The organism is Pseudomonas fluorescens, assembly GCF_001307155.1.
Lineage (GTDB): Bacteria > Pseudomonadota > Gammaproteobacteria > Pseudomonadales > Pseudomonadaceae > Aquipseudomonas > Aquipseudomonas helvetica.
Window position 1 is genome coordinate 3,504,082 of the sequence record NZ_CP012830.1, and the last position, 24,943, is coordinate 3,529,024.

General features: G+C 59.6%; 19 protein-coding genes. 13 read left to right on the forward strand and 6 right to left on the reverse strand.

What is annotated here, in order from left to right; genetic code table 11:
- Nucleotides 1–8: 8 nt before the first annotated feature.
- From pilW to AO353_RS15920, 9 genes are all read left to right on the forward strand, one after another.
- On the forward strand, nucleotides 9–767 hold the full coding sequence (gene pilW, locus AO353_RS15880; RefSeq protein ID WP_054595804.1) for a type IV pilus biogenesis/stability protein PilW: 759 nt from the start codon (nucleotides 9–11) through the stop codon (nucleotides 765–767).
- Entirely contained in the window at nucleotides 767–1,795 is a 1,029-nt protein-coding gene (locus AO353_RS15885) for a RodZ domain-containing protein (RefSeq protein ID WP_054595805.1), read from the forward strand. Before pilW ends, AO353_RS15885 begins: the two co-directional genes overlap by 1 nt.
- A 3-nt stretch (nucleotides 1,796–1,798) precedes the next feature.
- On the forward strand, nucleotides 1,799–2,908 hold the full coding sequence (gene ispG, locus AO353_RS15890) for a flavodoxin-dependent (E)-4-hydroxy-3-methylbut-2-enyl-diphosphate synthase (protein ID WP_054595806.1): 1,110 nt from the start codon (nucleotides 1,799–1,801) through the stop codon (nucleotides 2,906–2,908).
- 23 nt (nucleotides 2,909–2,931) lie between these two features.
- The gene (gene hisS / locus AO353_RS15895; RefSeq protein WP_054595807.1) at nucleotides 2,932–4,221 is read left to right on the forward strand and encodes a histidine--tRNA ligase; all 1,290 of its coding nucleotides are present in this window, start codon (nucleotides 2,932–2,934) and stop codon (nucleotides 4,219–4,221) included.
- Nucleotides 4,222–4,261: 40 nt separating this feature from the next.
- On the forward strand, nucleotides 4,262–4,903 hold the full coding sequence (locus AO353_RS15900; RefSeq protein ID WP_054595808.1) for a tetratricopeptide repeat protein: 642 nt from the start codon (nucleotides 4,262–4,264) through the stop codon (nucleotides 4,901–4,903).
- Nucleotides 4,896–6,047, forward strand: coding sequence for an outer membrane protein assembly factor BamB (gene bamB / locus AO353_RS15905; RefSeq protein WP_054595809.1), 1,152 nt, complete (start codon nucleotides 4,896–4,898; stop codon nucleotides 6,045–6,047). The genes AO353_RS15900 and bamB overlap by 8 nt, the downstream gene beginning before the upstream one ends.
- A 139-nt stretch (nucleotides 6,048–6,186) precedes the next feature.
- Nucleotides 6,187–7,656: a ribosome biogenesis GTPase Der gene (der, locus tag AO353_RS15910; RefSeq protein ID WP_054595810.1), complete on the forward strand. Its 1,470-nt coding sequence runs from the start codon at nucleotides 6,187–6,189 to the stop codon at nucleotides 7,654–7,656.
- A 293-nt stretch (nucleotides 7,657–7,949) separates the two neighbouring features.
- Nucleotides 7,950–9,098, forward strand: coding sequence for a pyridoxal phosphate-dependent aminotransferase (locus AO353_RS15915; RefSeq protein WP_054595811.1), 1,149 nt, complete (start codon nucleotides 7,950–7,952; stop codon nucleotides 9,096–9,098).
- Nucleotides 9,086–9,877 (forward strand): amidohydrolase, encoded by a 792-nt coding sequence (locus AO353_RS15920; protein WP_054595812.1) that lies wholly within the window; start codon nucleotides 9,086–9,088, stop codon nucleotides 9,875–9,877. The genes AO353_RS15915 and AO353_RS15920 overlap by 13 nt, the downstream gene beginning before the upstream one ends.
- A gap of 93 nt (nucleotides 9,878–9,970) precedes the next feature.
- Here AO353_RS15920 and leuA read toward each other — a convergent pair whose 3' ends face one another.
- The 3 genes from leuA to xseA all read right to left on the reverse strand — a co-directional run bounded on the left by leuA (nucleotide 9,971) and on the right by xseA (nucleotide 14,278).
- The gene (gene leuA, locus AO353_RS15925; RefSeq protein ID WP_054595813.1) at nucleotides 9,971–11,650 is read right to left on the reverse strand and encodes a 2-isopropylmalate synthase; all 1,680 of its coding nucleotides are present in this window, start codon (nucleotides 11,648–11,650) and stop codon (nucleotides 9,971–9,973) included.
- A 423-nt stretch (nucleotides 11,651–12,073) separates the two neighbouring features.
- Nucleotides 12,074–12,895, reverse strand: coding sequence for a M23 family metallopeptidase (locus AO353_RS15930; RefSeq protein ID WP_054595814.1), 822 nt, complete (start codon nucleotides 12,893–12,895; stop codon nucleotides 12,074–12,076).
- A gap of 3 nt (nucleotides 12,896–12,898) precedes the next feature.
- On the reverse strand, nucleotides 12,899–14,278 hold the full coding sequence (gene xseA / locus AO353_RS15935; RefSeq protein WP_054595815.1) for an exodeoxyribonuclease VII large subunit: 1,380 nt from the start codon (nucleotides 14,276–14,278) through the stop codon (nucleotides 12,899–12,901).
- 190 nt (nucleotides 14,279–14,468) lie between these two features.
- Between xseA and AO353_RS15940 the strand changes: the two genes are divergently transcribed.
- From AO353_RS15940 to guaA, 4 genes are all read left to right on the forward strand, one after another.
- Complete coding sequence (locus AO353_RS15940; RefSeq protein ID WP_054598248.1) at nucleotides 14,469–15,194, forward strand: sulfite exporter TauE/SafE family protein; 726 nt, start codon at nucleotides 14,469–14,471, stop codon at nucleotides 15,192–15,194.
- A 185-nt stretch (nucleotides 15,195–15,379) separates the two neighbouring features.
- Nucleotides 15,380–15,928 (forward strand): hypothetical protein, encoded by a 549-nt coding sequence (locus tag AO353_RS15945; protein ID WP_019693449.1) that lies wholly within the window; start codon nucleotides 15,380–15,382, stop codon nucleotides 15,926–15,928.
- A gap of 263 nt (nucleotides 15,929–16,191) precedes the next feature.
- Complete coding sequence (gene guaB, locus AO353_RS15950; protein WP_054595816.1) at nucleotides 16,192–17,661, forward strand: IMP dehydrogenase; 1,470 nt, start codon at nucleotides 16,192–16,194, stop codon at nucleotides 17,659–17,661.
- A gap of 99 nt (nucleotides 17,662–17,760) precedes the next feature.
- Nucleotides 17,761–19,338, forward strand: a complete 1,578-nt coding sequence (guaA, locus tag AO353_RS15955; protein WP_054595817.1) for a glutamine-hydrolyzing GMP synthase — start codon at nucleotides 17,761–17,763, stop codon at nucleotides 19,336–19,338.
- Between the two features lie 174 nt (nucleotides 19,339–19,512).
- Here guaA and AO353_RS15960 read toward each other — a convergent pair whose 3' ends face one another.
- The 3 genes from AO353_RS15960 to AO353_RS15970 all read right to left on the reverse strand — a co-directional run bounded on the left by AO353_RS15960 (nucleotide 19,513) and on the right by AO353_RS15970 (nucleotide 24,878).
- Entirely contained in the window at nucleotides 19,513–21,585 is a 2,073-nt protein-coding gene (locus AO353_RS15960; protein ID WP_054595818.1) for a TerD family protein, read from the reverse strand.
- A gap of 315 nt (nucleotides 21,586–21,900) precedes the next feature.
- Nucleotides 21,901–22,638, reverse strand: a complete 738-nt coding sequence (locus tag AO353_RS31565; protein ID WP_054595819.1) for a membrane-targeted effector domain-containing toxin — start codon at nucleotides 22,636–22,638, stop codon at nucleotides 21,901–21,903.
- Nucleotides 22,611–24,878: a dermonecrotic toxin domain-containing protein gene (locus tag AO353_RS15970; RefSeq protein WP_237142897.1), complete on the reverse strand. Its 2,268-nt coding sequence runs from the start codon at nucleotides 24,876–24,878 to the stop codon at nucleotides 22,611–22,613. Before AO353_RS15970 ends, AO353_RS31565 begins: the two co-directional genes overlap by 28 nt.
- Between the last annotated feature and the right edge of the window lie 65 nt (nucleotides 24,879–24,943).

Consider the following 24,943-nt stretch of genomic DNA (forward strand, 5'->3'; position numbering starts at 1 on the left):
GGATCTCTATGTCACTGCGCCTAGCGCTGCTTCTGCTGTTCGCCAGCCTGTCGGCTGGTTGTGTTCTGTCGGGTGATTTCAATCCGATGAAAACCAGCAAGGGGCGCGATGAGGCGCGTGCTGCGTATGTGCAGTTGGGTGTGGGGTATCTGCAGCAGGGCATGACCGAACGGGCGAAAGTTCCGTTGAAGAAGGCCCTCGAACTGGATAGCGCCGACCCGGATGCCAACGCGGCGTTGGGCCTGGTGTTTCAGGCCGAGATGGAGCCCGAGCTCGCGGATCAGCATTTTCGCAAGGCATTGTCCGGCCGTCCTGGCGATGCTCGTATCCTGAACAACTACGGCAGCTTTCTCTTTGAAGAGAAACGTTACAAAGAAGCTTACGAGCGCTTTGAACAAGCGGCTGCCGATAGCCTTTATCCTGAGCGTTCACGGGTTTTCGAGAACCTCGGTATGACGGCTTCGATGCTTGGCCAGCGGGATCTGGCCCGTCAGCAACTGGAAAAAGCCCTGCGTCTGAACCGCCAACAGCCACGGGCGTTGCTGGAAATGGCTGAGTTGTCGTACGAAGACAGGCATTATGTGCCCGCGCGTGACTATTACGATCGTTTTAGCCTGCTCGCCGAGCAAAATGCACGTAGTCTATTGCTCGGCGTTCGGCTGGCCAAAGTGTTCGAAGATCGCGACAAGGCCGCCAGTTTTGGCCTGCAATTAAAACGACTCTATCCCGGTACTCCGGAATATCAGCAATACCTGTCGGAGCAATGATGAAAGCGGCGCATCCAGAAGTTGTAGCAGCGACTCGCGTAAACCCCGGAGAGACCCTGCGTCAGGCCCGCGAAGGCAATGGTTGGTCGCTGGCGGAAGTAGCGCTCAAGCTCAATCTCACCGTCAATTCCTTGAAGAATCTGGAAGACGGCGCTTTCGACAAGCTGCCGGGGCATACCTTTGCTCGCGGCTATATCCGTGCTTACGCCAAATTGCTCGGTATGGACCAGGCCGTACTGGTTCAACAGTTCGATCAGCACACCGGCACCGATTCCCAGGGCAGCAACGTGCACAGCCTTGGGCGTATCGAAGAACCATCGCGGGTCTCCCACACCATTTTGCGCATCGTCAGCCTGTTGCTGCTGATGGCCGTGGTGGGGGGCGGTTTTGTCTGGTGGCAGGATCAAACCTCATTGCGCACCAAGGACCTGAATGGTCTCAGCCCTGAACACGTCGAAGTCGAAGGCGCCGATGGCACCACGCAGATCCATCCGCTCGACGAGCCGGAAGATCAGGCCGTGGTAGAAGGCCAGGCCGAAGCCGGGACGCCTCTGGCATTGCCTGAAGGCCAGGCGCCTGCCGAAGCTCAGGCAACGGTCGAAGCACCGACGCCGGCCGCCCCGGTGGTTGCACCGACAGCCCCGGTTGCCGCTCCAGTGCGCACCGCGCCTGTCCCGGTTGTTGCGACGCCAGCGGCACCGGTTGTGGCTGTTGCGCCAGCGCCCGTCGTGGCCGCCGCGCCAGCACCCACGGCTTCGGCTGCTGCCCCGGCCACTCCGGTTGCTGGCGCGGGCCAGGTACGGATTCAGTTCTCTGCCAACTGCTGGACGCAAGTCACCGATGGCAACGGCAAAGTGCTGTTGAGCGCTCTCAAGCATAAGGGCGAAACCGCCGACGTCAGCGGTAAACCACCGTTTACAGTACGCCTGGGCTACGCCCGTGGCGCGCAGGTCAGCTACAACGGGCAAGTGGTCGATGTAGCTCCGTTCACCAGTGGCGAGACTGCTCGCCTGAAGTTGGGTCAATAAGTCATGCACGGCGAATCTCCAATCAAACGTCGCGAATCCCGCAAGATCTGGGTTGGTTCGGTACCGGTGGGCGGTGATGCGCCTATCGCTGTACAGAGCATGACCAACAGCGACACCAATGACGTTGCCGCCACCGTGGCCCAGATCAATCGTCTGGAAGCGGCCGGTGTCGACATCGTGCGGGTTTCCGTTCCGGACATGGACGCGGCCGAAGCCTTCGGTCGCATCAAGCAACTGGTCAAGGTGCCGTTGGTTGCCGACATTCACTTCGACTACAAGATCGCTTTGCGCGTAGCCGAACTGGGCGTCGATTGCCTGCGGATCAACCCGGGCAACATCGGTCGTGAAGACCGTGTGCGCGCGGTGGTCGATGCCGCCCGTGACCGGGGGATTCCGATCCGTATCGGCGTTAACGCCGGTTCGCTGGAAAAAGACCTGCAAAAAAAATACGGCGAGCCGACACCGGCCGCGCTGGTCGAGTCGGCCCTGCGCCACGTCGAGCACCTTGAACGCCTGAACTTCCAGGACTTCAAGGTCAGCGTGAAGGCCTCCGACGTGTTCATGGCCGTCGAAGCCTATCGTCTGCTGGCCAAGGAAATCGTCCAGCCACTGCACCTGGGCATCACTGAAGCCGGCGGTTTGCGTTCAGGCACAGTGAAATCCGCCGTGGGCCTCGGTATGCTGCTCGCCGAAGGGATTGGCGATACTATTCGCATCTCGTTGGCGGCTGACCCGGTCGAGGAAGTGAAAGTCGGCTACGACATTCTCAAATCCCTGCATCTGCGTTCCCGTGGCATCAACTTCATCGCCTGCCCGAGTTGCTCGCGGCAGAACTTCGATGTGGTGAAAACCATGAACGAACTGGAAGGGCGCCTCGAAGATCTGCTGGTGCCGCTGGATGTCGCGGTCATCGGTTGCGTGGTCAACGGTCCCGGTGAAGCCAAAGAGGCCCATATCGGTTTGACTGGCGGTACGCCGAACCTGATTTACATCGACGGCAAGCCGTCGCAGAAATTGACGAATGACAATCTGGTGGATGAGCTGGAAAGGCTGATCCGCCAGAAAGCGGCCGAAAAGGTCGAAGCCGACGCAGCAGTAATCGCTCGCGGCTGATCGAACGAATTTAAGGATTTAAAGTGAGCAAGTCTCTGCAAGCCATACGTGGCATGAACGACATCCTGCCCGAACAGACCCCGCTGTGGCGTCATTTCGAGGGCACCGTTTCGCGTCTGCTGGATAACTACGGTTACAAGCAGATTCGTATGCCGATCGTCGAGTTCACCGAGCTGTTCAAACGCTCCATCGGTGAAGTGACCGACATCGTCGAAAAAGAGATGTACACCTTCGAAGACCGTAACGGCGACTCGCTGACCCTGCGCCCTGAAGGCACAGCGGCCTGCGTGCGTGCAGTGCTTGAGCACGGCATCACCGGCGGTGGCCAGGTGCAGAAACTCTGGTACATCGGCCCGATGTTCCGCCACGAGCGTCCGCAGAAAGGCCGTTATCGCCAGTTCCACCAGATCGGTTGCGAGGTTTTCAACCTTGATGGCCCGGACATCGACGCCGAACTGATCGTGCTGACCTGGCGCCTGTGGGGCGAGCTGGGCATCCGTGACGCGGTCAAGCTCGAGCTCAACAGCCTGGGCACCAGCGCATCTCGCGCTCGTTATCGCGATGCACTGGTCGAGTACCTGACGGCACGCCTGGACCAACTGGACGAAGACAGCCAGCGCCGCCTGAAAACCAACCCGCTGCGAGTGCTCGATACCAAGAACGCCGATACCCAGGCGGCGCTGGTCGATGCACCGAAGATGGCCGACTACCTCGATGAAGAATCCCGCGTGCACTTTGAGGGCCTCAAGGCTCGTCTGGACGCTGCCGGCATTCCTTACGTGATCAACCCGAAGCTGGTGCGCGGGCTGGATTACTACAGCAAAACCGTATTCGAATGGGTCACCGACAAACTCGGCGCCCAGGGCACTGTCTGCGCGGGTGGCCGTTACGACGGCCTGGTCGAGCAGATGGGCGGCAAGCCGACGCCGGGCGTTGGTTTCGCCATGGGCATCGAGCGCCTGGTGCTGCTGCTCGAAACCCTGGAGCAGATCCCGGAAGAAATCTCCCGGCAGGTTGATGTCTACCTGTGCGCCTTCGGTGAGGCTGCCGAACTGGCCGCTCTGACACTGAGCGAGCGGGTTCGTGATCAGTTGCCAAACCTGCGTCTGCAGATCAATGCCGGTGCAGGCAGCTTCAAAAGTCAGTTCAAGAAGGCCGACAAGAGCGGTGCGCTGTACGCATTGATCCTCGGTGACGACGAAATGGCCCAGCAAGTGGTAGGTTTCAAACCCCTGCGTGGCCAGGGCGAACAACAAAGCATTGCCTGGGATGCGCTTGCCGCTCACCTGGCCACCTGCGTCGTGCAGGGTTGAAGCTGTCAAACAGCCGATTTAGCGATTAAGGAGTATTGGGGTGTCGAGTACCGAAGACGAACATCTGGCGGAATTCAAAGACTGGTGGCAGCGTAACGGCAAACCTCTCGTAACCGGCGGCCTGTTGGCGCTGGTCATCGTGTTCGGCTGGCAGGCGTTCCACAAGTATCAGAGCAATCAGTCGCAAGGCGCCTCGATGCTTTACCAGCAACTGCTGGAAACCACGCTGACCCCGGACGGCAAGCCTGACGCGGCCCGTGTAGCGGACCTCGCCAGCAAGCTCAACAGCGAGTTCGGCGGCACGGCTTACGCCCAATACGGCAGCCTGTTCGTGGCGAAAGTCGCGGTCGACAGCGGCAAGCTGGATGACGCTGTAAGCCAGCTCAAGGCTGTGGCTGACAAACCTGCCAACCCGGCGCTGGGCGAAGTGGCGCGTCAGCGTCTGGCTCAGGTTCTGGCCGCACAGAACAAGGCTGACGAAGCACTGAAATTGCTCGAAGGTGATGCCGATCAGGCATTCCTGGCCACTCGCGAAGAACTCAAGGGTGACCTGCTGGTCCAGTTGGGTCGTACCGATGAAGCCCATGCTGCTTACCAAAAAGCCAAGGCTGCGCTGTCGGATGAAGCGGCGGTCGGTGGCTTACAAATCAAGCTGGACGACCTGGCCAAAGGGGATGCGTGACGTGATCCGTTGGAAACATGCAGCATTGCTGGCTCTGGCCATTCTGGCCGCGGGTTGCAGCAGCAACAGCAAAAAAGAATTGCCGCCGGCCGAGCTGGTCAAATTCAAGGAAGAAGTGGTCCTGCAAAAGCAGTGGAGCCGTTCGGTCGGTAACGGCCAGGGCGAGACCTACAACATGCTGGTGCCGGCCATCGATGGCAACACCATCTATGCTGCTGACGTCAAAGGCGTGGTGATGGCGCTGGACCGCATGAACGGCGACGTCAAATGGAAGAAAGATCTTGAGTTGCCTGTGTCCGGCGCCGTTGGCGTGGGTTACGGTCTGGTCATGATCGGCACGCTGAAGGGCGAAGTGGTTGCCCTGGATGCAAGCTCCGGCGAAGAGAAATGGCGCGCTCGCGTGACCAGTGAAGTCCTCGCGCCGCCTGCCAACAACGGTGATGTGGTGGTGGTGCAAACCCAGGACGATCGACTGATCGGCCTGGATGCTTCCACCGGTAACCAGCGCTGGTTATATGACAGCACGCCAGCGGTCCTGACTCTGCGCGGCACCAGTGCGCCGATCGTGACCAACCGCCTGGCGATTGCCGGCCTGTCGACCGGTAAAGTCGTGGCGCTGGATATCTCCAACGGCGTGCCGGTGTGGGAGCAGCGCATTGCGATTCCACAGGGTCGCTCGGAGCTGGAGCGCGTGGTCGATATCGATGGTGGCTTGCTGCTGTCCGGCGACAAGATCTATGTCGCCAGCTATCAGGGGCGCGTAGCGGCCCTGGACCTGCAAAGCGGTCGTCAGCTCTGGCAGCGTGATGCTTCCAGCTATGCCGGTGTCGCCCAAGGTTTCGGCAGCGTCTACATCAGCCTGTCTTCGGGCACTGTTGAAGGCGTCGACGAGCGTTCGACCACCTCTTTGTGGAGCAACGACTCGCTGGTCCGCCGTCAACTGTCGGCACCGGAAGTGTTCTCCAGCTACGTTGCAGTCGGTGACCTGGAAGGTTACCTGCACCTGTTGAGTCAGGTGGACGGTCGTTTCGTCGGCCGTGAACGCATCGACAGCGACGGCCTGCGTGCCCGTCCGCTGGTGGTGGGTGACATGATTTACGTGTATGGCAACAGCGGCAAACTGGAAGCCCTGACCATCAAGTAATGGTTTGACTATGCTTGGGGTTAGTTCCCCAAGCGGCCTTGTTCTGCAAGGCTCGCAGCACATCAAGTGCTGCCCCGAGCACCAGCCGCTGCCTCGCAGCGGCTTTTGTATTTTCTGAAATAACGAAGTGGAGAGCCGCATGGTTCCCGTAATCGCCCTGGTGGGCCGACCGAACGTCGGCAAGTCCACCTTGTTCAACCGCCTGACCAGGACTCGTGACGCCATCGTCGGCGACTTGTCCGGTCTGACCCGTGATCGCCAATACGGTGAGGCCAAGTGGCAAGGGCGTTCCTACATTTTGGTCGACACCGGCGGTATCTCCGGTGACGAACACGGTATGGACGAAAAAATGGCCGAGCAGTCGCTGCTGGCCATTGAAGAAGCGGATGTCGTTCTGTTCCTGGTAGATGCCAAGGCCGGTTTTACCGCGGCCGACCAGATGATCGCCGAGCACCTGCGCAAGCGTAACAAGCGTTCTTACGTGGTTGCCAACAAGGTCGACAACATCGACCCTGAAATGGCCCGCGCCGAGTTCGCCCCGCTGGGCATGGGCCACGCGATCCCGATCGCCGGTGCCCATGGTCGTGGCATCACCCAGATGCTGGAAATCGCCCTGAGCGACTTCCCTAAAGACAGCGAAGAGCCGGAAGACGGCGAAGAAGAGATCGTTGCCGAAGGCGAGGAAGCCAAGCGCATTCCGGGCCCGAGCGAAAAAGACGGTATCAAGATCGCTATCATTGGCCGCCCGAACGTCGGCAAGTCGACCTTGGTCAACCGCATGCTCGGTGAAGACCGGGTGATCGTGTATGACCAGCCAGGCACCACCCGCGACAGCATCTACATCCCGTTCGAGCGTAACGACGAGAAGTACACGCTGATCGACACCGCGGGTGTGCGCAAGCGCGGCAAGATCCACGAAGAAGTCGAAAAATTCTCCGTGGTCAAAACCCTGCAAGCGATCAAAGACGCCAACGTGGTGATCTTCGTGATGGACGCCCGCGAAGGCGTGGTAGACCACGACCTCAACTTGCTGGGCTTTGCCCTGGAAGCGGGTCGGGCGTTGGTGATCGCGATCAACAAGTGGGACGGCATGACGCCGAGCGAGCGCGACTTCGTGAAGGTCGAGCTGCAACGTCGGCTGTTCTTCGTCGACTTCGCCGACATCCACTTCATCTCGGCCCTGCACGGTACTGGCGTGGGCAACCTCTACGCGTCGGTGCAGAACTCGTTCAAGTCCGCGGTTACCCGCTGGCCGACCAACCGCCTGACCCAGATTCTCGAAGATGCTGTTGGTGAGCACGCGCCGCCGATGGTCAACAACCGTCGGATCAAGCTGCGTTATGCCCACTTGGGTGGTGCGAACCCGCCGATCATCGTGATCCACGGTAACCAGGTCGAGAAGGTTCCAAAGTCTTACGTCCGTTACCTGGAAAACACCTACCGTCGTGTCTTGAAGCTGGTCGGTACGCCGATCCGCATCGAGTTCAAAGGTGGCGAGAACCCGTACGAAGGCAACAAGAACACGCTTACGGACCGCCAGGTCAACAAGAAGCGCCGCTTGATGACGCACCACAAGAAAGCCGACAAGAAGCGTCGCGACAAGCGCTGATTGGTGCGCCGGCTCGTCCCGTCGGGATGGGCTTTTGTGGCGAGGGAGCTTGCTCCCGCTCGACTGCAAAGCAGTCGCAAAATCAGCGGATGCGTTCTATCTGAATAACCTCGGTTCCAGGTTTTGGGGTCGCTTCGCGGCCCAGCGGGAGCAAGCTCCCTCGCCACAGGTTAAGGTGGCGGCTGTATTAGAAGAAGGGCGCCTATGGCGCCCTTTTTCGTGCCTGGCGTTTGAGCTATCCTCGGGCTCTCCCGCGCCGCCGTTAGCGTCGGGTGTTCAGTAGGGAATCACCGATGATCACCAGCAAGCTGCCGAATATCGGCATCACTATTTTCACCCAAATGTCTCAGCTCGCGGCACAGACCGGCGCGATCAACCTGTCCCAGGGCTTCCCCGATTTCGATGCTCCGCAAGCCTTGTGCGATGCGGTCGGCCGGCATATCGCCAATGGCCATAACCAGTATTCACCGATGACCGGCCTGCCGGCGCTGCGCCAGCAAGTGGCGGCGAAGATCGCTCGCAGCTATGGCGTGAGCGTCAATGCCGACACCGAGGTGACCATCACCCCCGGCGCGACCCAGGCGATCTTCTGCGCCATTGCGGCGGTTATCCACAGCGGTGACGAAGTGATCGTCTTCGATCCGGCCTACGACAGTTATGAGCCTTCGGTGGCGCTGGCCGGTGGTCGTTGCGTGCATGTGCCATTGGGCGGAAAGGACTTCGCCATCGACTTCCAGAAGCTCGGCGAAGCACTGAGCCCGCGCACGCGAATGATCATCCTCAACTCGCCGCATAACCCGAGTGGTGCGCTGATCTCGCGTGCCGAGCTGGATCAGTTGGCGGCCTTGATCCGCGACCGCGATATCTACCTGATCAGCGACGAAGTGTATGAACACCTGGTGTTTGACGGTGTAGCGCATGCCAGCGTTTTGGCTCACGAAGAGCTGTACCAGCGGGCCTTCGTGGTCAGTTCTTTTGGCAAGACCTATCACGTCACTGGCTGGAAGACCGGCTACGTGGTCGCGCCACCGGCGCTCACGGAAGAACTGCGCAAGGTGCATCAATACGTCAGTTTCTGCGGTGTGACCCCGTTGCAGTACGCGCTGGCCGACTTCATGGCCGAGCACCCGGAGCATGTCGAAGAGTTGCCGGGTTTCTATCAGGCCAAGCGTGATCTGTTCTGTGATTTGCTGGCACCTTCGCGGTTCAGCTTTACCAAGGCCACCGGGACCTATTTCCAGTTGGTCGACTATTCGCAAATCCGCCCGGACCTGAACGATGTCGAGATGGCCAAGTGGATGACGCGCGAGCATGGCGTGGCGGCGATCCCGATTTCGGTGTTTTACCAGAACCCGCTGCCGGAACAGCGTCTGGTGCGCCTGTGTTTTGCCAAGCGTGAGGAGACGCTGCGTCAGGCAGCGGAGAAACTATGCGCGATCTGACGACCTTGCCCAATCTGAATGTTGCGTTGATCCAGACCACATTGGCCTGGCATGACCGCAAGGCCAACCTCGAGCATTTCGAACAGTTGCTGGAGCAGGCGCGGGGCGCCGATCTGATCGTGCTGCCGGAGATGTTCACCACCGGCTTCTCCATGGAGTCGCCCACCCTCGCTGAAGCGGAAAACGGCCCGACCAGTAAATGGTTGCGAGCGCAGGCCGCCAAACTTGACGCGGTGATTACCGGCAGCGTGATTGTCCAGGCGGCCGATGGCAGCTATCGCAATCGACTGTTGTGGGCGCAGCCGGGCGGTGAGGTGTTGCATTACGACAAGCGTCACCTGTTCCGCATGGCCGGCGAGCACAAACATTACACCGCCGGCGAGCATCAGGTGCAGTTCGAGCTCAAGGGCTGGCGGGTGCGTCCGTTGATTTGCTACGACCTGCGTTTCCCGGTGTGGAGCCGCGATGCGCAAGACACCGACCTGCTGCTGTACACCGCGAACTGGCCGGGTGCACGGCGTCAGCACTGGAACCGTTTGCTGCCGGCGCGGGCCATCGAGAACCTCTGCTATGTCGCGGCGGTGAACCGGATTGGCACTGACGGTAAAGGCTTTGCTTATACCGGTGATAGCCAGGTGCTGGACTTCCAGGGCGAGACACTGCTCGGTGCCGGTGAGGCCGACGGGGTATTTCAGGTCGTGCTGAGCGCTGCGGAGTTGGCAGCGTATCGCACACGGTTCCCGGCGAATCTGGATGCCGATACCTTCGAGCTGACCTGAGATCTTCGCTGCCTGACAGGCAACGAAAACCTGAAGATAAAAAAAGGCCCCGAGGTTTTCACCTCGGGGCCTTTTGCGTTTCAGCTGGCGGGTTTACGCCGCTTTCGCTTCCGGCTGGCTCAGGGAGCGGTTCAGCGCGCTGAACAGGGCCTTGAAGCTGGCGGTGGTGATGTTTTCATCGATGCCGACGCCATGCACTGCACGCTCGCCGTTCACGCGCAGTTCAATGTAGGCCGCAGCCTTGGCGTTGGTGCCTGCGCCGATCGCGTGTTCGTTGTAGTCCATGATCTCCACCGGAATCGGCAGACCGGCCACCAGTGCTTCCAGGGCGCCGTTGCCCTTGCCGCGCCAGTGCAGGTTGGTTTCGCCCTGGCCTTTGCTGGAGACTTCAACTTCGACGGCGCTATGACCGTTCTCTTCCTGCAGGCGATGGCTGACCAGTGCGTACGGCGTGTTGGCCTGCAAGTACTCGCTGTGCAGCAGCGCGTGGATCTGCTGGGCTGTCATCTCGAGGCCCAGGCGATCGGTCTCGCGTTGTACCACCTGGCTGAACTCGATCTGCATGCGGCGCGGCAAGTTGATGCCGTATTCCTGTTCCAGCAGGTAAGCGATACCGCCCTTGCCGGACTGGCTGTTGACGCGAATCACTGCCTCGTAGCTGCGGCCAATGTCGGCCGGGTCGATCGGCAAGTACGGCACTTCCCACAGGGCATCCGGTTTCTGCTGAGCGAAGCCCTTGCGGATCGCGTCCTGGTGCGAGCCGGAGAACGCGGTGTGAACCAGGTCGCCGACGTACGGGTGACGCGGGTGCACCGGAATCTGGTTGCACTCTTCAACGACTTTGCGCACGCCGTCGATGTCGGAGAAATCCAGCTCAGGGTCAACGCCCTGGGTGTAGAGGTTCAAGGCCACGGTGACCAGGTCAACGTTACCGGTACGCTCGCCGTTGCCGAACAGGCAGCCTTCGACACGGTCGGCGCCCGCCATCAGGCCCAGCTCGGTGGCCGCAACGCCAGTACCACGGTCGTTGTGGGTGTGCAGGCTGATGATCACGCTGTCACGACGGTTGATGTGACGGCCGAACCACTCGATCTGGTCGGCGTAGATGTTCGGTGTAGCGCATTCGACGGTGGCCGGCAGGTTGAGGATGACCTTGTGCTCAGGCGTCGGGTTCCAGACCTCGATCACCGCGTCGCAAACTTCCTTGGCGAACTCCAGCTCAGTGGCGCTGAAGGTCTCTGGCGAGTATTCGAAGGTCCACTCGGTGTCCGGCTGCTGGGCGGCATATTTGACGAACAGCTTGGCGGCGTTCACGGCGATGGCCTTGATCCCGTCCTTGTCCTGATTGAAGACAATCCGGCGGAAGGAAGGGCAGGTCGCGTTGTAGAGGTGAACGATGGCTTTTTTCGCGCCACGAAGGGATTCGAAAGTCCGTTCGATCAGGTCTTCACGGCCCTGGGTCAGCACCTGGATAGTGGTGTCGTCCGGGATGTGGCCGCCTTCGATCAGGGTCCGCACGAAGTCGAAGTCGGTTTGCGAAGCGGCCGGGAAGGAGGCTTCGATTTCTTTCACGCCGACGGCGACCAGGGTTTTCCAGAAGCGCAGCTTTTTCACCGCGTCCATTGGCTCGATCAGCGACTGGTTGCCATCGCGCAAGTCGGAGCTGCACCAGATCGGCGCGGCAGTGATGGTCTTCGACGGCCAGGTGCGATCCGGAATGTCGATTGTCGGGAAGGCGCGGTATTTCGAAGACGGGTCTTTGAGCATGCTCATCGGAAAATCCTTATTGTGTGGGCCGAAAAAAGGCGGCCTGCCGGTGGATCAAAAAAACGTTGGATAAAACGTGGGACGAGGCACCGCGATTCAGCCCGGCAGTCGTGCGCTGACGAGGCACAGGCTGCGGTGCTGGCGGAGCTGAATGAGGGTGTGAGAAGTTTTCATGTCTTCAACCCTAACCGCGAGGGTGAAAGATGGCAAGCAGTCGAAAAACTTTGAGAGGAATACTCGAAAAATATGTTTTTGCGAGATTTTATTCTGGAAAGGACAATATTGTTTGATAGGTATTGCGCGGACCGTTCGTCGTGCGCAATACCTGTGGGAGCAAGGCTTGCCCGCGATGAACGATAACGCGGTGTATCTGTGACACCGCATCGCGGCATTCGCGGGCAAGCCTTGCTCCTGCGAGATTACGCTGACTTATGGTTGGAATGCGCCGATGAAAATCGCCGGGTCCACGCGGGCGTCGTTCAGGCTGACGTTCCAGTGCATGTGCGGCCCGGTCGCACGCCCGGTGGAGCCGACTTTGCCGACTACGCCGCCGCGCGCCAGTTGCTGGCCGACTTTCACGTCGATTTTCGACATGTGGCAGAACATGCTGATAAAGCCCTGGCCGTGGTCGACGAATACCGTGTTGCCGTTAAAGAAGTAGTTGCCGATCAGGATCACCTTGCCGGCCGCCGGGGTCTTGATCGGCGTACCCGCCGGCACCGCGAAGTCCAGGCCCGCGTGGGGATTGCGCTCTTCGCCATTGAAGAACCGGCGCACACCGAACTTGCTCGACAGCGGACCATTGACCGGCTTGTCCAGCAGCAGGTTACTCGGCGTCACCGGGCTGAAACTGCGGTAGGCGCGGACCTGTTCGTCCAATTCGGCGTCGATGCGTTTCAGGTCGTCCGGGTTCGGATTGACCTGACGCTGGTTCTTCAGGGTGATGTGCTGTTCCGGGTACTTCTTGTTGCCGACCATGAAGTTCAGGTTACGGCCACCGCTGCTGAGCTGCTGGTTGCCGGGTTTGACGGTCAGCGGCACGCCGACAACCGCCAGCCAGTTGTTCTGTTCCTTGACCACCAGCACCGGTTTGCCTTGATAGCTGGCCTTGGGCGCCTGAGCCGAAGTGCCCAGGTCGACCACCGCCACACCGCCGGGCACTGGTTTGTTCAGCAGGCGCGTGATGTAGCTGTCGGCGTGGGCGTTGAAGGTCAGGCAAAGCAACAACAGCGGTGCAAGAAAACGCGGCATGGATCAATCCAGTAAAGAAAGGGTGACGGGCGTCAGGTGGTTGTCTTCGACCCGGACCTGCAATTGGCCTTCGCCGAGTATGGCTTTCAGGCGTTGGCCGTTTTGGGTCTGCGCGGCGCTGCGGATCGCGTTGCCGCGTTCATCGAGCAAAATGCTGTAACCACGGCCCAGTGTCGCCAACGGGCTGACCACATGCAGGGTTTGCATTTGGGTTTGCAGTTGCAGGCGACGAGCCTTGAGACCCTCGCGCATCGAGCGCGGCAGGCGCTCGGCGAGGCTGTCGAGGCGCTGGCGCAGCAGCGCCAGTTGGCGTCCCGGATGTTGCCCGGCGAGGCGGGTTTCGAGGCGGATCAGTCGCTCGCGACGGGTATTGAGGCTGCGCTCGAAAGCCCGGCGCAGGCGCATGTCCAGGTCGTCCAGGCGTTGCGCTTGCTGACGCAGGCGTTCGCCGGGATGGCGCAAGCGGCGCGAGATGCCTTCCAGGCGCAGGCGATCACGCATCAAGCGGTCGCGGATGCGCATCACCAAACGCCGATGCAGGCTTTCGACCCGGCGCACCAGGTCGCTGGAATCCGGCGCCAGCAGTTCGGCTGCGGCGGAAGGCGTCGGTGCACGGACGTCGGCCACGAAGTCGCTGATCGACACATCGGTTTCATGGCCGACGGCGCTGACAATCGGGGTGACGCAGGCATCTATCGCGCGGGCCACGGCTTCTTCGTTGAAGCACCAGAGGTCTTCCAGCGAGCCACCGCCACGCGCGAGAATCAGCGCATCGAAACCGCGGGCGTCAGCCAGTTTCAGTGCGCGGACAATCTGCGCGGTGGCTTCGCGGCCTTGCACGGCGGTGGGGATCAGGGTCAGCACCACTTGCGGTGCACGGCGGCGGAAGACGCTGATGATGTCGCGAATCACCGCGCCGGTCGGCGAACTGATGATGCCGATGCGTTGCGGGTGTGCCGGCAGCGGCACTTTGCGTTCGGCACTGAACAGGCCTTCGGCGCTGAGTTTTTCTTTCAGCGCATCGAACGCCAGGCGCAGCGCACCGTCACCGGCAGGCTCCACGGTGTCGAGAATCAGCTGATAGTCGCCACGCCCCTCAAACAGCGAAACCTTGCCCCGGACCTTGACCGCCAGGCCATCCTTCAGCGCCTGGCGAACCCGCGCAGCGTTCTGCCGGAACAGCGCGCAACGCACTTGGGCGCCACTGTCCTTTAGGGTGAAATAGATGTGGCCGGACGCCGGGCGGGCGAGGTTGGAGATTTCGCCTTCGACCCAGATGTTGCTGAACACGTCTTCAAGCAACACCCGCGCGCGGCCGTTGAGCTGGCTGACCGTCAGGACTTCTCGGTCCAGGCCGAGTCTTGCAAAGGGATCTTTAATCATGGAGCGCAGTTTAAAGGCATTCGACGATCAATCTCCATGGCCGATTACCTTCTGGCTGAAGTGAACGCTGTGCGATCCTTTGTGGCAGCGAGCCTGCTCGCTCCCACAGGGGGGCGCAGGCTAAGACCATCACAGTGATAAAAAGGAAGTTGCGTTGCTGGAATTACTGAATCAATGGGCCTTCGGCGCCATGGACTGGCTGGTGATCGGGCTGGGCATCAGCCTGGCGTACATCGTCTTCGGCGTCGCCGGTTTCGGTACGGCGCTGGTGGCCGGGCCGATCCTGATTCTGTTCATGCCATTGTCGAAGATTGTGCCGCTGCTGGTGCTGCTGGATTTTATCGCGGCATTCGGCAATCTGCTGCCGTCGCGGCGCGATGTCGCCAGGCCCGAGTTGTTGCGCTTGCTGCCGTGCATGGCGGTGGGGTGCACGTTGGGAGTGATCTTCCTACTGAACCTCAAATCGAACCTGTTGCTGCTATTGATGGGGTTGTTTATCAGCGCGTATGCGATTTACAGCTTGTGGGGGACAGCCCGGCCGACACAATTGGCTGCCGCGTGGGCGATCCCGATGGGCACGGTTGGCGGAATGTTCGGGGCGTTGTTTGGCAGTGGCGGCTTTTTATATGCAATTTATCTGAACAGCCGCCTGCCCAAGGATGAGGCCCGCGCCACGCAAAGTGCGTTGATCAGTTGCAGTACGGTGGTGCGCTTGAGCCTGTTCGCGATCGCCGGGGTCTATGCCGAGCTACCCTTGTTGGTACTGGCGGTATGTTTGTTGCCGGCAATGGCGCTGGGGCTGTGGACCGGTCGACGGTTGACCATGAAGTTGTCCCGCGAGGCCTTTGTGCGGCTGGTGACCTGGCTGGTGCTGGCCAGTGGCATTGCCTTGATCGGTCGCTATATCAGTACTTGACCGGATTTCGTCAGGGATTAAGCTGCCGCGCCTCATATCGCTATCGCGGGCGAGCCTTGCTCCTACAGATTGATGTCAGGCCACAATAATGTGATCGACACATAACCTGTAGGAGCAAGGCTTGCCCGCGATGACGCCAGGCCGGTTACTGCCGATCTCTCATTGAACGCTTCAGGGCTGCACCCATGAACTCGCAAAGCATTATCGTCCCGAAAATCTCCACACTACCGGTGCACGAACCTCGGGCGCGGGCGATTGTGCGGTGGCTGGTGCGCAAGAACATCATTGAAGAACAACTCACTACGTGCGGTCGTACCGGCAATCGCATGGCCCACGCCATCGCACCGGGTGCGCGGGCGGTGGTGTTGCATCCCGAAGCGCTGCCGTTTGGCGAGCCGATCAATGGGCTGGAAATCATCACCAAGCGCTGCATCTATACACCGGCCAAGGGCTTTCTCGAAGAAGCCGGTTGTGCTGAATGCCGCAAGGAGATTGGCGAAGCGCTGTTCGAAAGCCTGGAAGACTGGATGCCGGGGCGCACCGACAACTTCATCTGCCCGGAATGCGGGCATGAAGACGACATCAACGGTTTTCTGTTCCTGCAGGAATGCGGCTTCTCGAATCTGGGCTTTATCTTCAATAACTGGGCCGAGGCCGGGTTCAAGCAGAGCTTCATCGACGAGTTCGCCGAATGGCTGGACCTGCCGGTGAGTTGGGTGAAAGTGGAACTGTAAGGCGCCGCCGTCCCTGTAGCAGTTGCCGCAGGCGACGTTCGGTTGCGAAGCAGCCGTAAATCCGCATAACGCGATTCAACAGGAAAAACGGGGTGATCGAGTAGCGACCGCTTCGCGGCCGAACGTCGCCTGCGGCAACTGCTACAGGGACCGCGTCAGGCCAAAATAAGCCCATCCGATAATAGGCTGAGTTTTACATTGAGCCGGCGGGGGTGTCTGAGTATAATGGCGCGCTTCCATTTTCCCGCTCGGGAGCCCCCGCGATGCTGCGTATCAGCCAAGAAGCTCTGACCTTCGACGACATTCTTTTAGTGCCCGGTTATTCCGAGGTGCTTCCTAACGAAGTCAGTCTCAAAACCCGCCTTACCCGTGGCATCGAGCTGAATATTCCACTGGTTTCCGCTGCCATGGACACCGTCACTGAAGCCCGTCTGGCAATTGCCATGGCTCAGGAAGGTGGCATCGGCATCATCCACAAGAACATGACCATCGAGCAGCAAGCTGCCGAAGTGCGCAAGGTCAAGCGGTACGAGGCCGGCGTGGTCAAGGACCCGATCACCATCGAGGCTGACGCCACGGTTCGTGAGCTGTTCGAACTGACCCGCATGCACAACATCTCCGGTGTTCCGGTACTGCACGATGGCGACCTGGTCGGCATCGTCACTTCCCGTGACGTGCGCTTCGAGAACCGTCTGGACGCCACTGTCCGTGAAGTGATGACGCCTAAAGAGCGTCTGGTCACGGTCAAGGAAGGCGCCAACAAGAACGACGTTCGCGAGTTGTTGCACAAACACCGTATCGAGCGCGTGCTGATCGTCGACGATAAATTTGCCCTCAAAGGCATGATGACCGTCAACGACATCGAAAAAGCCAAGGCCTACCCACTGGCCAGCAAGGACGACCAGGGTCGTCTGCGCGTAGGCGCTGCGGTCGGTACCGGTAAAGACACCGGCGATCGCGTCGCGGCACTGGTGTCTGCCGGCGTTGACGTGGTGGTGGTCGACACCGCACACGGTCACTCCAAAGGCGTGATCGACCGTGTTCGCTGGGTCAAACAGAATTTCCCTGAAGTCCAGGTGATCGGCGGCAACATTGCCACCGGCGCTGCTGCCAAGGCGCTGGCCGAAGCGGGCGCGGACGCGGTCAAGGTCGGCATCGGCCCTGGCTCGATCTGCACCACCCGTATCGTTGCCGGTGTCGGCGTGCCGCAAATCAGCGCCATCGCCAACGTCGCCGCTGCCCTTGAAGGCACTGGCGTTCCGTTGATCGCCGACGGCGGTATCCGTTTCTCCGGTGACCTGTCCAAGGCCATCGTTGCCGGTGCTTCCTGCGTGATGATGGGCTCGATGTTCGCCGGTACTGAAGAAGCGCCAGGCGAGATCGAACTGTTCCAGGGCCGTTCGTACAAGGCTTACCGTGGCATGGGTTCGCTGGGCGCCATGTCCCAGGCTCAAGGCTCTTCGGATCGTTACTTCCAGGACTCCTCGGCAGGCGCCGAGAAACTGGTTCCGGAAGGCATCGAAGGGCGTGTTCCGTACAAGGGCACCCTGAGCGCCATCATCCATCAACTGATGGGCGGCCTGCGGTCCTCGATGGGTTACACCGGTAGCGCCGACATCGAAGAGATGCGCACCAAGCCAGAGTTCGTGCGCATCACCGGCGCTGGCATGGCCGAGTCGCACGTCCACGACGTACAGATCACCAAAGAAGCGCCAAACTACCGCGTAGGTTGAGCCTTCAAGCAAATCGTTAAGCAACCGGGGCTGTTCTATTCAGCCCCGAGTTGTTTCTGAATCACGACTGTTTTTGAATTACTTAGACGAGACTGAATCATGGCCCTCGACATTCACGCTCACCGCATCCTGATCCTCGACTTCGGTTCCCAGTACACCCAACTGATCGCCCGTCGCGTGCGTGAAATCGGTGTTTACTGCGAACTGCACCCGTTCGACATGGATGAAGACGCGATTCGCGAATTCGCTCCAAAAGGCGTCATTCTCGCCGGCGGCCCCGAGTCCGTGCACGTAGCTGACAGTCCGCGCTGCCCGCAAGCCGTATTTGACCTGGGCGTCCCGGTCTTCGGGATCTGCTACGGCATGCAGACCATGGCTGAACAGCTGGGTGGCAAGGTTGAAGGTTCCGAACTGCGTGAGTTCGGTTACGCCCGTGTCGACGTGGTCGGCAAGAGCCGCCTGCTGGATGGCATCGAAGACCACATCGACGCTGATGGCCTGTTCGGCCTCGACGTATGGATGAGCCACGGTGACAAGGTCACCAAGATGCCGCAGGACTTCCACATCCTGGCCAGTACCCCGAGCTGCCCGATTGCCGGCATGTTCGACGATGCTCGCGGCTACTACGGCGTGCAGTTCCACCCGGAAGTGACCCACACCAAGCAGGGCGGTCGCATCCTCTCGCGCTTCATCCTCGACATCTGCGGCTGCGAAGCCCTGTGGACGCCTTCGAAGATTGCTGAAGACGCCATCGCTCAGGTCCGCGCTCAGGTCGGCACCGACAACGTACTGCTCGGCCTGTCCGGCGGCGTTGACTCCTCGGTAGTTGCCGCGCTGCTGCACAAAGCCATCGGCGACCAACTGACCTGCGTCTTCGTCGACAACGGCCTGCTGCGTCTGCACGAAGGCGAGCAAGTGATGGCCATGTTCGCCGAAAACATGGGCGTCAAGGTGATCCGCGCCAACGCCGAAGACCAGTTCCTGAACAACCTGGCTGGCGAAAGCGACCCAGAGAAGAAACGCAAGATCATCGGCCGTACCTTCATCGACGTGTTCGATGCCCAGTCCAACAAACTGGACAACATCAAGTACCTCGCCCAAGGCACCATCTACCCGGACGTGATCGAGTCGGCTGGCGCGAAAAGCGGCAAGGCGCACGTGATCAAGTCGCACCACAACGTGGGCGGCCTGCCGGAAGAAATGAACCTCAAGCTGGTTGAACCGCTGCGCGAGCTGTTCAAGGACGAAGTCCGTCGTCTGGGCCTGGAGCTGGGCCTGCCGTACGACATGGTCTACCGTCACCCGTTCCCGGGCCCGGGCCTGGGCGTGCGAATTCTCGGTGAAGTGAAGAAGGAATACGCCGACCTGCTGCGTCGCGCCGACCACATCTTCATCGAAGAACTGCGCAAGGCCGACTGGTACCACAAAGTCAGCCAGGCATTCGTGGTGTTCCAGCCGGTGAAATCGGTAGGCGTGGTGGGCGACGGCCGTCGTTACGCCTGGGTTGTCGCCCTGCGTGCGGTAGAAACCATCGACTTCATGACCGCACGTTGGGCACACCTGCCTTACGAGCTGCTGGAAACCGTCAGCGGCCGGATCATCAATGAAATCGAAGGCATCTCCCGCGTTACTTATGACGTGTCGAGCAAGCCGCCAGCGACGATTGAGTGGGAATAATGAGGCGACCCACAAAGCCGGCACCCTCTAGAGTTCGACGTTAGATTCGGAGGGGCGCTGGAGGGTTTTTAGCCAATGCCAGTCAGTTATGCTGACTGGCATTTTTGTTTTTGGGGGGAAAGCTCCGAAGCAAGAGCTGTCGCTTTCAATGAACGGCAAAGGCTGGCGTAGGTATTAGAGAAACTGTGATCGAATCAGATCCGTATCGAACGGCGTTATCCCTTGATCAGGTGCAAACACCGCCTGTGCCTGCTGCGGCGAAGCCACTCGTTCCCCCCGTGCTCGAACATGTAAATCGAACAGAGTCTCCAAATCAGGCCGAGGTGTATGTACCAAAGCCCGCAGCATCAACGATATTCCACTGAGGTTGTTCCTGACATTGTTCCACCGGGGAGATGAAGTCAGCCCCAGATCGGCCCAGATCACTCGTCGCTCCTGCAAGTCCATCACAAATGGCAGACAGACCTGTGTGTCGGATGCGATATCGATACGGTCGAACACGGATCGCGGCTCGAATATCTCACCCGACGCCGTGTCGGCGCGGGCCATCCAGCCAGCGAAGCATTCTGGAAGGTCGCAGTACGACTGCTCGGTGAATGAGTTGATAGACGTGACGACATAGCGGATACCCTTCTCGACGAGGACATCCATGTCGAGGTCGATGAACTCCGAAGCCCCGTCGGGCGCGTCGACGATGTCGCCGCTATGGTAGCCGCCGAAACCTTTCAGGTTGTAGTACGCGACCGTTTGTGTGAACACGAAGTTGGCGTCGAAAAATGCGGCGGACAAGTCAATGTCAGTGCGTTCACGACCGTTTTTCCACCACAGGAACAGGCGAATAAAACGCGTGTCAGGTATAGGCAACCGACTGCCCCGCACCAGCGTACGTAGCGATTTCGATGAGGAACGCTGCGCCAGCGGAACCCGGTATTCGCGTAATGCTGGATCGATGAAACAGCGGCCTAGCGGTGGCAGTGACGCAAAACGCTTTACGAGAGCGTCTTCGCAGATTCGGGCTGCACGAGCCAACACGTCGGGTGTGAGCGGTCCGCGTCGATCCTTGATGCCATAGATTTTGGCGAATGAACCTTTCGGTGTGAAGGCCCGCAGGGGCAGGGGGCGCGGAGCGCGTACTTGGGCCAGCACCTGCAGCAGAACAGGTGAGGACACTTGTGTCGCAACAGCCTCGAACGCGTCGAGTACAGAGTCTGCTTCGGTCGCGCGGCGCAGGGTCACGTCCAGTCGTCGTGCGAACTCACCAGGACGGCTTTGTAGTAGGGGCGTAAGCGTGGCGATGTGACGCTGGGCAAGCAGTGTTTCGACACGTGAACCAAATGAGGCCGGCGCTTCGTTGCGACGCGCGGCCGTGATGGCGGCTAGCGCTCGTGGGTACTTATCGGCATAGTCGCCTGGATGCAGTGCTTCAGCCAGACGTTTCCAGCGCTCAGCATGGCGCATCACGTCTTCAACAGCGTTGGGTATGTGGTCGAGTAGGCGCAACAGCAGACGGCGCGTCGAGCGCTTCATCGCTTTGAAACGTGTCGAAGCTGTCGTCAGTGACACGTCTCCTCCATTCAGTGCAATCGCCAGTCGTAGCACGTCAGTCGCCGTTTCGAAGTTTCGCTCCAGGAATGCGTCCACCCGTGCATCGCCAGCTACATGAAGGATCAGTGCACCGCCAAGCTGCGCGCGGATCTCCCGGAACGGGATGGCCTCAGGCAGCAGACGGAACACATCGCGTTTGTACTCTCGGACAAACCAGATGACATCGGCATTTTCTTCTTCGGAGAGCGAGGTGCGCGATGAAACCAGCGGCTCGAGCAGTGACTCGAACTCAGAGACGCTTCCCGGTTCGATAACGCGGGATATGAAGTTGCCTTCAAGCATCGCAGGTCGAGCGTGTTCAGTCGGTGGTAAACGCCAATGCGTGAGGTAGTGCATGACGGCGTTAAGGTACAACTCCGCCTCTGAAGCCGTCAGAACTTGCTCTGGAAAGTTAGGATAAAACGGCTTGTGGTGAACATGAGCGCCAGTCTGCCGTCGAAGCACTCCGACAACTTCGCGCAGCCAGTGCGTGAGTTCTGCCGCCGACAGCATGCCGATTTGCTCAATCAGGGGCTCGGACAGAACGCATCGGAATGCCGCAACTTCCCGGACAGCCGACGCGACCTGAGCGCGCGTGGCACCGCCAGTGCCCATCGGGACGTGAACTTTGGTACGGCGACGCAGGAACAGCTCCTGATTCATCCTTGATTTTCTCCCTTGGCCGCCGTCGTGAACGAGCTGCAGCATTGTGTCTACAACCGATATAAAAACGCCTGCAAGAAGCAGGCGCGGTGTGGAGAGCGGAACCCCTAGGTCATAGGAGGTTTAGAAGGAAGGTGTTCCATAGCCACGAAGGCATTCTACGGGAGGTTGTCTCTGGTTGTCAGGTTGCTGCATACCTCAACGGTAACAAGCTACTTCGCCAGAAGGATCGAGTGGGAGTGATCCCGGTTTCAACTGATCGTCCGTAACACCTGAAAGGCCCCGTGAACGCGAGTTCACGGGGCCTTTTGCGTATCAGGTGCCCGCCACCTGGACCTGTTTGAGCCCAATGAGCCTTAATGCCGCCGAGAACTCCGCAATGCTGGGGTAGCGTCGACCACTGATGGACGGCCATTTGGGTCGCTCAACGTAGAACGAGCCATGGTCGCGCTGTATCAGTGTGCGAACGATAGAGCCGTCGCTGCTGCGATGAATGAGCGTGGCCCGTTTATCGATATTCATCACTGTGTAATCACCTGTATTGCGCAGACCTTTTTCCAGATTTTCGGCCAGCGCAACACTGGGCGGTGTATCCAGTTGCAGGCGCAGATCACCTTTGACGCTGGCCAGCGGCCGGCCGAAGTTATCGGTTGGAATACGCCCCGGGTCCAATTCGATGCCCCTCGCCGTACCGGCATCGGTGCTTTCTATGCGCAAACTGATGCCCCCCTCCAGTTCGCTGACACCCGGCACGCCTGCCCATGTGCTGGCGTGACTGTCTCCCATCAATGCAACCCAGCGATGAGCACCTCGGGCAGCCTGATCGGCGCTGATCACCTCATGGGCAAAAAAATTCATCATCCGCTGGCGAAAGTTACTTTCGACACCGGTCATCCCCGTGCTCCTGTAGCTGGCCATGCAATCGATGGCCTGGATCCGGATATGGCTTTTGCGGGCGGCCTTGACCACTTCCAGAAACGTGAATTGACCACTGGGGTCGGTGCCGTGCCCTCGATCCTGAGCTTTCAGGTAGCTCTCGAGATCTTCGGACAAGTGCCCGTCCGGTTGAAGATGTCCAGGTCGGCCTGATGGAAGTCGCTCAGCAAATGCTCCATGTAGAGCGTCTTGACCTTTTGCTTGCTCAGCACCTCCATGTTTTCGATCAGGAACTGTTTGCTGGCAACGCTTGAATGGCTCTCACCGACCACCAGCCCCGATATCAGGCGATACAGTTTCTTGATGATTTCCTTGTTGGGCAGGTGGGCTGGCAGGGAAGGAATCTCGGGCCTGGCTGGCAGAGTGTTTGATTCGAAGAAAGCCGTAGCGTCCCGGTACAGGGTTTGCCGCATAGCCTTGAAGTCGGCAACGGGATTACTGCCGTCAGGCTTGGGCAGGCTGGCGGTGTAGTCTTTGAGGTCGTATTTGCTTCCGCCCCCTCGGGCGAGGTCTTTGAGCTGTGCGCGCGAGGCTTGTGGCATATCGTATGCGCTGGGCGGGCTGTCGATGTCCGGCAGCGGCGTGCTATCACGGCCCCACGGCCATAACCCATCGAATTTGCCACCGCCGAACAGACCCGGACGGTTGATGGGTTGCCATTCTCCAGCCGCATCCAGGCGAACGGGCAGGCTGCGATAAAACGAGTAGGGGTTGGCCGGGTCAATGATGACCCAGGTTTTCAATGCCTCGACGTAGCGTACAAGGTAATAGCTGTCGTTGATCAGCACATAGTTGCCGCCGCTTGGCGGCTGATAGATACCGGCGAACTTGCCTTCCTCGCTGATGGGCGACAAGCCATCCAGCACTTCATTGGTTTCGAAGGATGAGAGCAGCTCCGCGCCTTGCTCCGCGTAGGCCGGGCCGGGGGCGAATCGGGCAATGGGGGGTATGCCTGAAGGGGTGGTTGGTGCTTCATCGACAGGTTCGGTGACGCTTTCCTGTGGACTGAAGGTTTCGCTGGCTTCACCTACTTCGGCAAGCTCCGTTGCTCCACGCAGGAAAGGCAGGTTGAACAGGGTTTCGATACCGCTGGAGATGGCGCCAACGACTCCCGCCTTGCGCTCGGCCTTGGTACTGCCGTTGATCGCCTGATCAATGTTCAACCCCATATCGGCAATGCCGGCGCCAACGGCAGCCAGTGCCACCGGCCAGCCAAGACCGGCCATTGAGCCGAAGAGGTGAACAAACGCGTTCAGATAGCCAATCCAGAGCTTTTTTCGCAGTTGTCCGTTGGAATGCAGGGACAGGTCCGCATCGCTGTACATGCGAGCCTTCACCGAGTCTCGCAACCAGCTGAAAACATCGCCGGTGATCGGCTCGGCGTTTTGATTGATCAGGTGATGGTCGTAGGCGCCCCATGTGGTGTAGAGCAGGTCGATCGTGGCGTTCAGACCGATTTTGCCGTTGTCCTGCTGTTGGGCGGACAACGGGAAATGGCTCATGAATCGCGCCCGGTTTTCCGCAAAGTTGTTTTGCAGCAGTAGCCACCAATGGAAATCGAGCAGGGTGGTGAAGAGGTGAAATGTTTGGGTTTCACCCGGTGTGTAAAGAATGTTCACGCCGTTGCGGTCGGTGATGCAGAGGATGTCGGTGGCCTGATAACCCCCGATATCCAGGGCACACACGCGTAACCCGTCCACAGGGCGTGCCTGCGTTTGCAGCATGTCGAGGCTGACCGGCCAGGAGACATTGCTGGCCACGGCTTTGATCACGGTCTTGAGGTTTTCGTTGTTCAGCCGAGCCCTATCGTGTTCGTCGAGTGCCTGCACCAGGAAATTGAGTTTGGCCAGGGTACGAAAGTCGTCCGAATGGAGGGGCCAGAAACGCTCCATTTTTTCTCGGTAGGACTGACTGAAGTTGAGGGCCCAGAAGTCCTTCAGGACGTCCCTGGGGTACATCCGCACTTCGTTGGTTTCGTTGAAAATGGAGGCATGTGGACCTTCGTTATAGAAGCCGCCGTCGCCGTCCGGCATGCCAGGGTCTTCCTGATCGCTGAGGCGGAATCGCTGGACCACCAGTTGCGGCAAGGTCAACGACTCACTGGGTTTCGGATAACGCTCCCAGCCCAGAAAAGCCTTGGGGCTGCTGACCGATACGTTATCGAAACGGTGCCACCAGACCTTGTCCGGGTCGATGCCTGTGATTCCGTGTTTGTCGAGTATGCCCTTTGCTACTTCGTGGGCCATCGCATGCATGTCGGGGCAGGCCTCGGTAAAGGGCACTACCAGTGCTTTTAGAGATCGTTCGTCGGCTGGGTTCGGGAGGAGGGACGGGGAAATCGATTCAGGCGTGTGCACTTCTCGCTCCTTGAGAAATGGGGGTAAGAGACGAGGAACTATGACAACCAGACCCGTTTGAATCT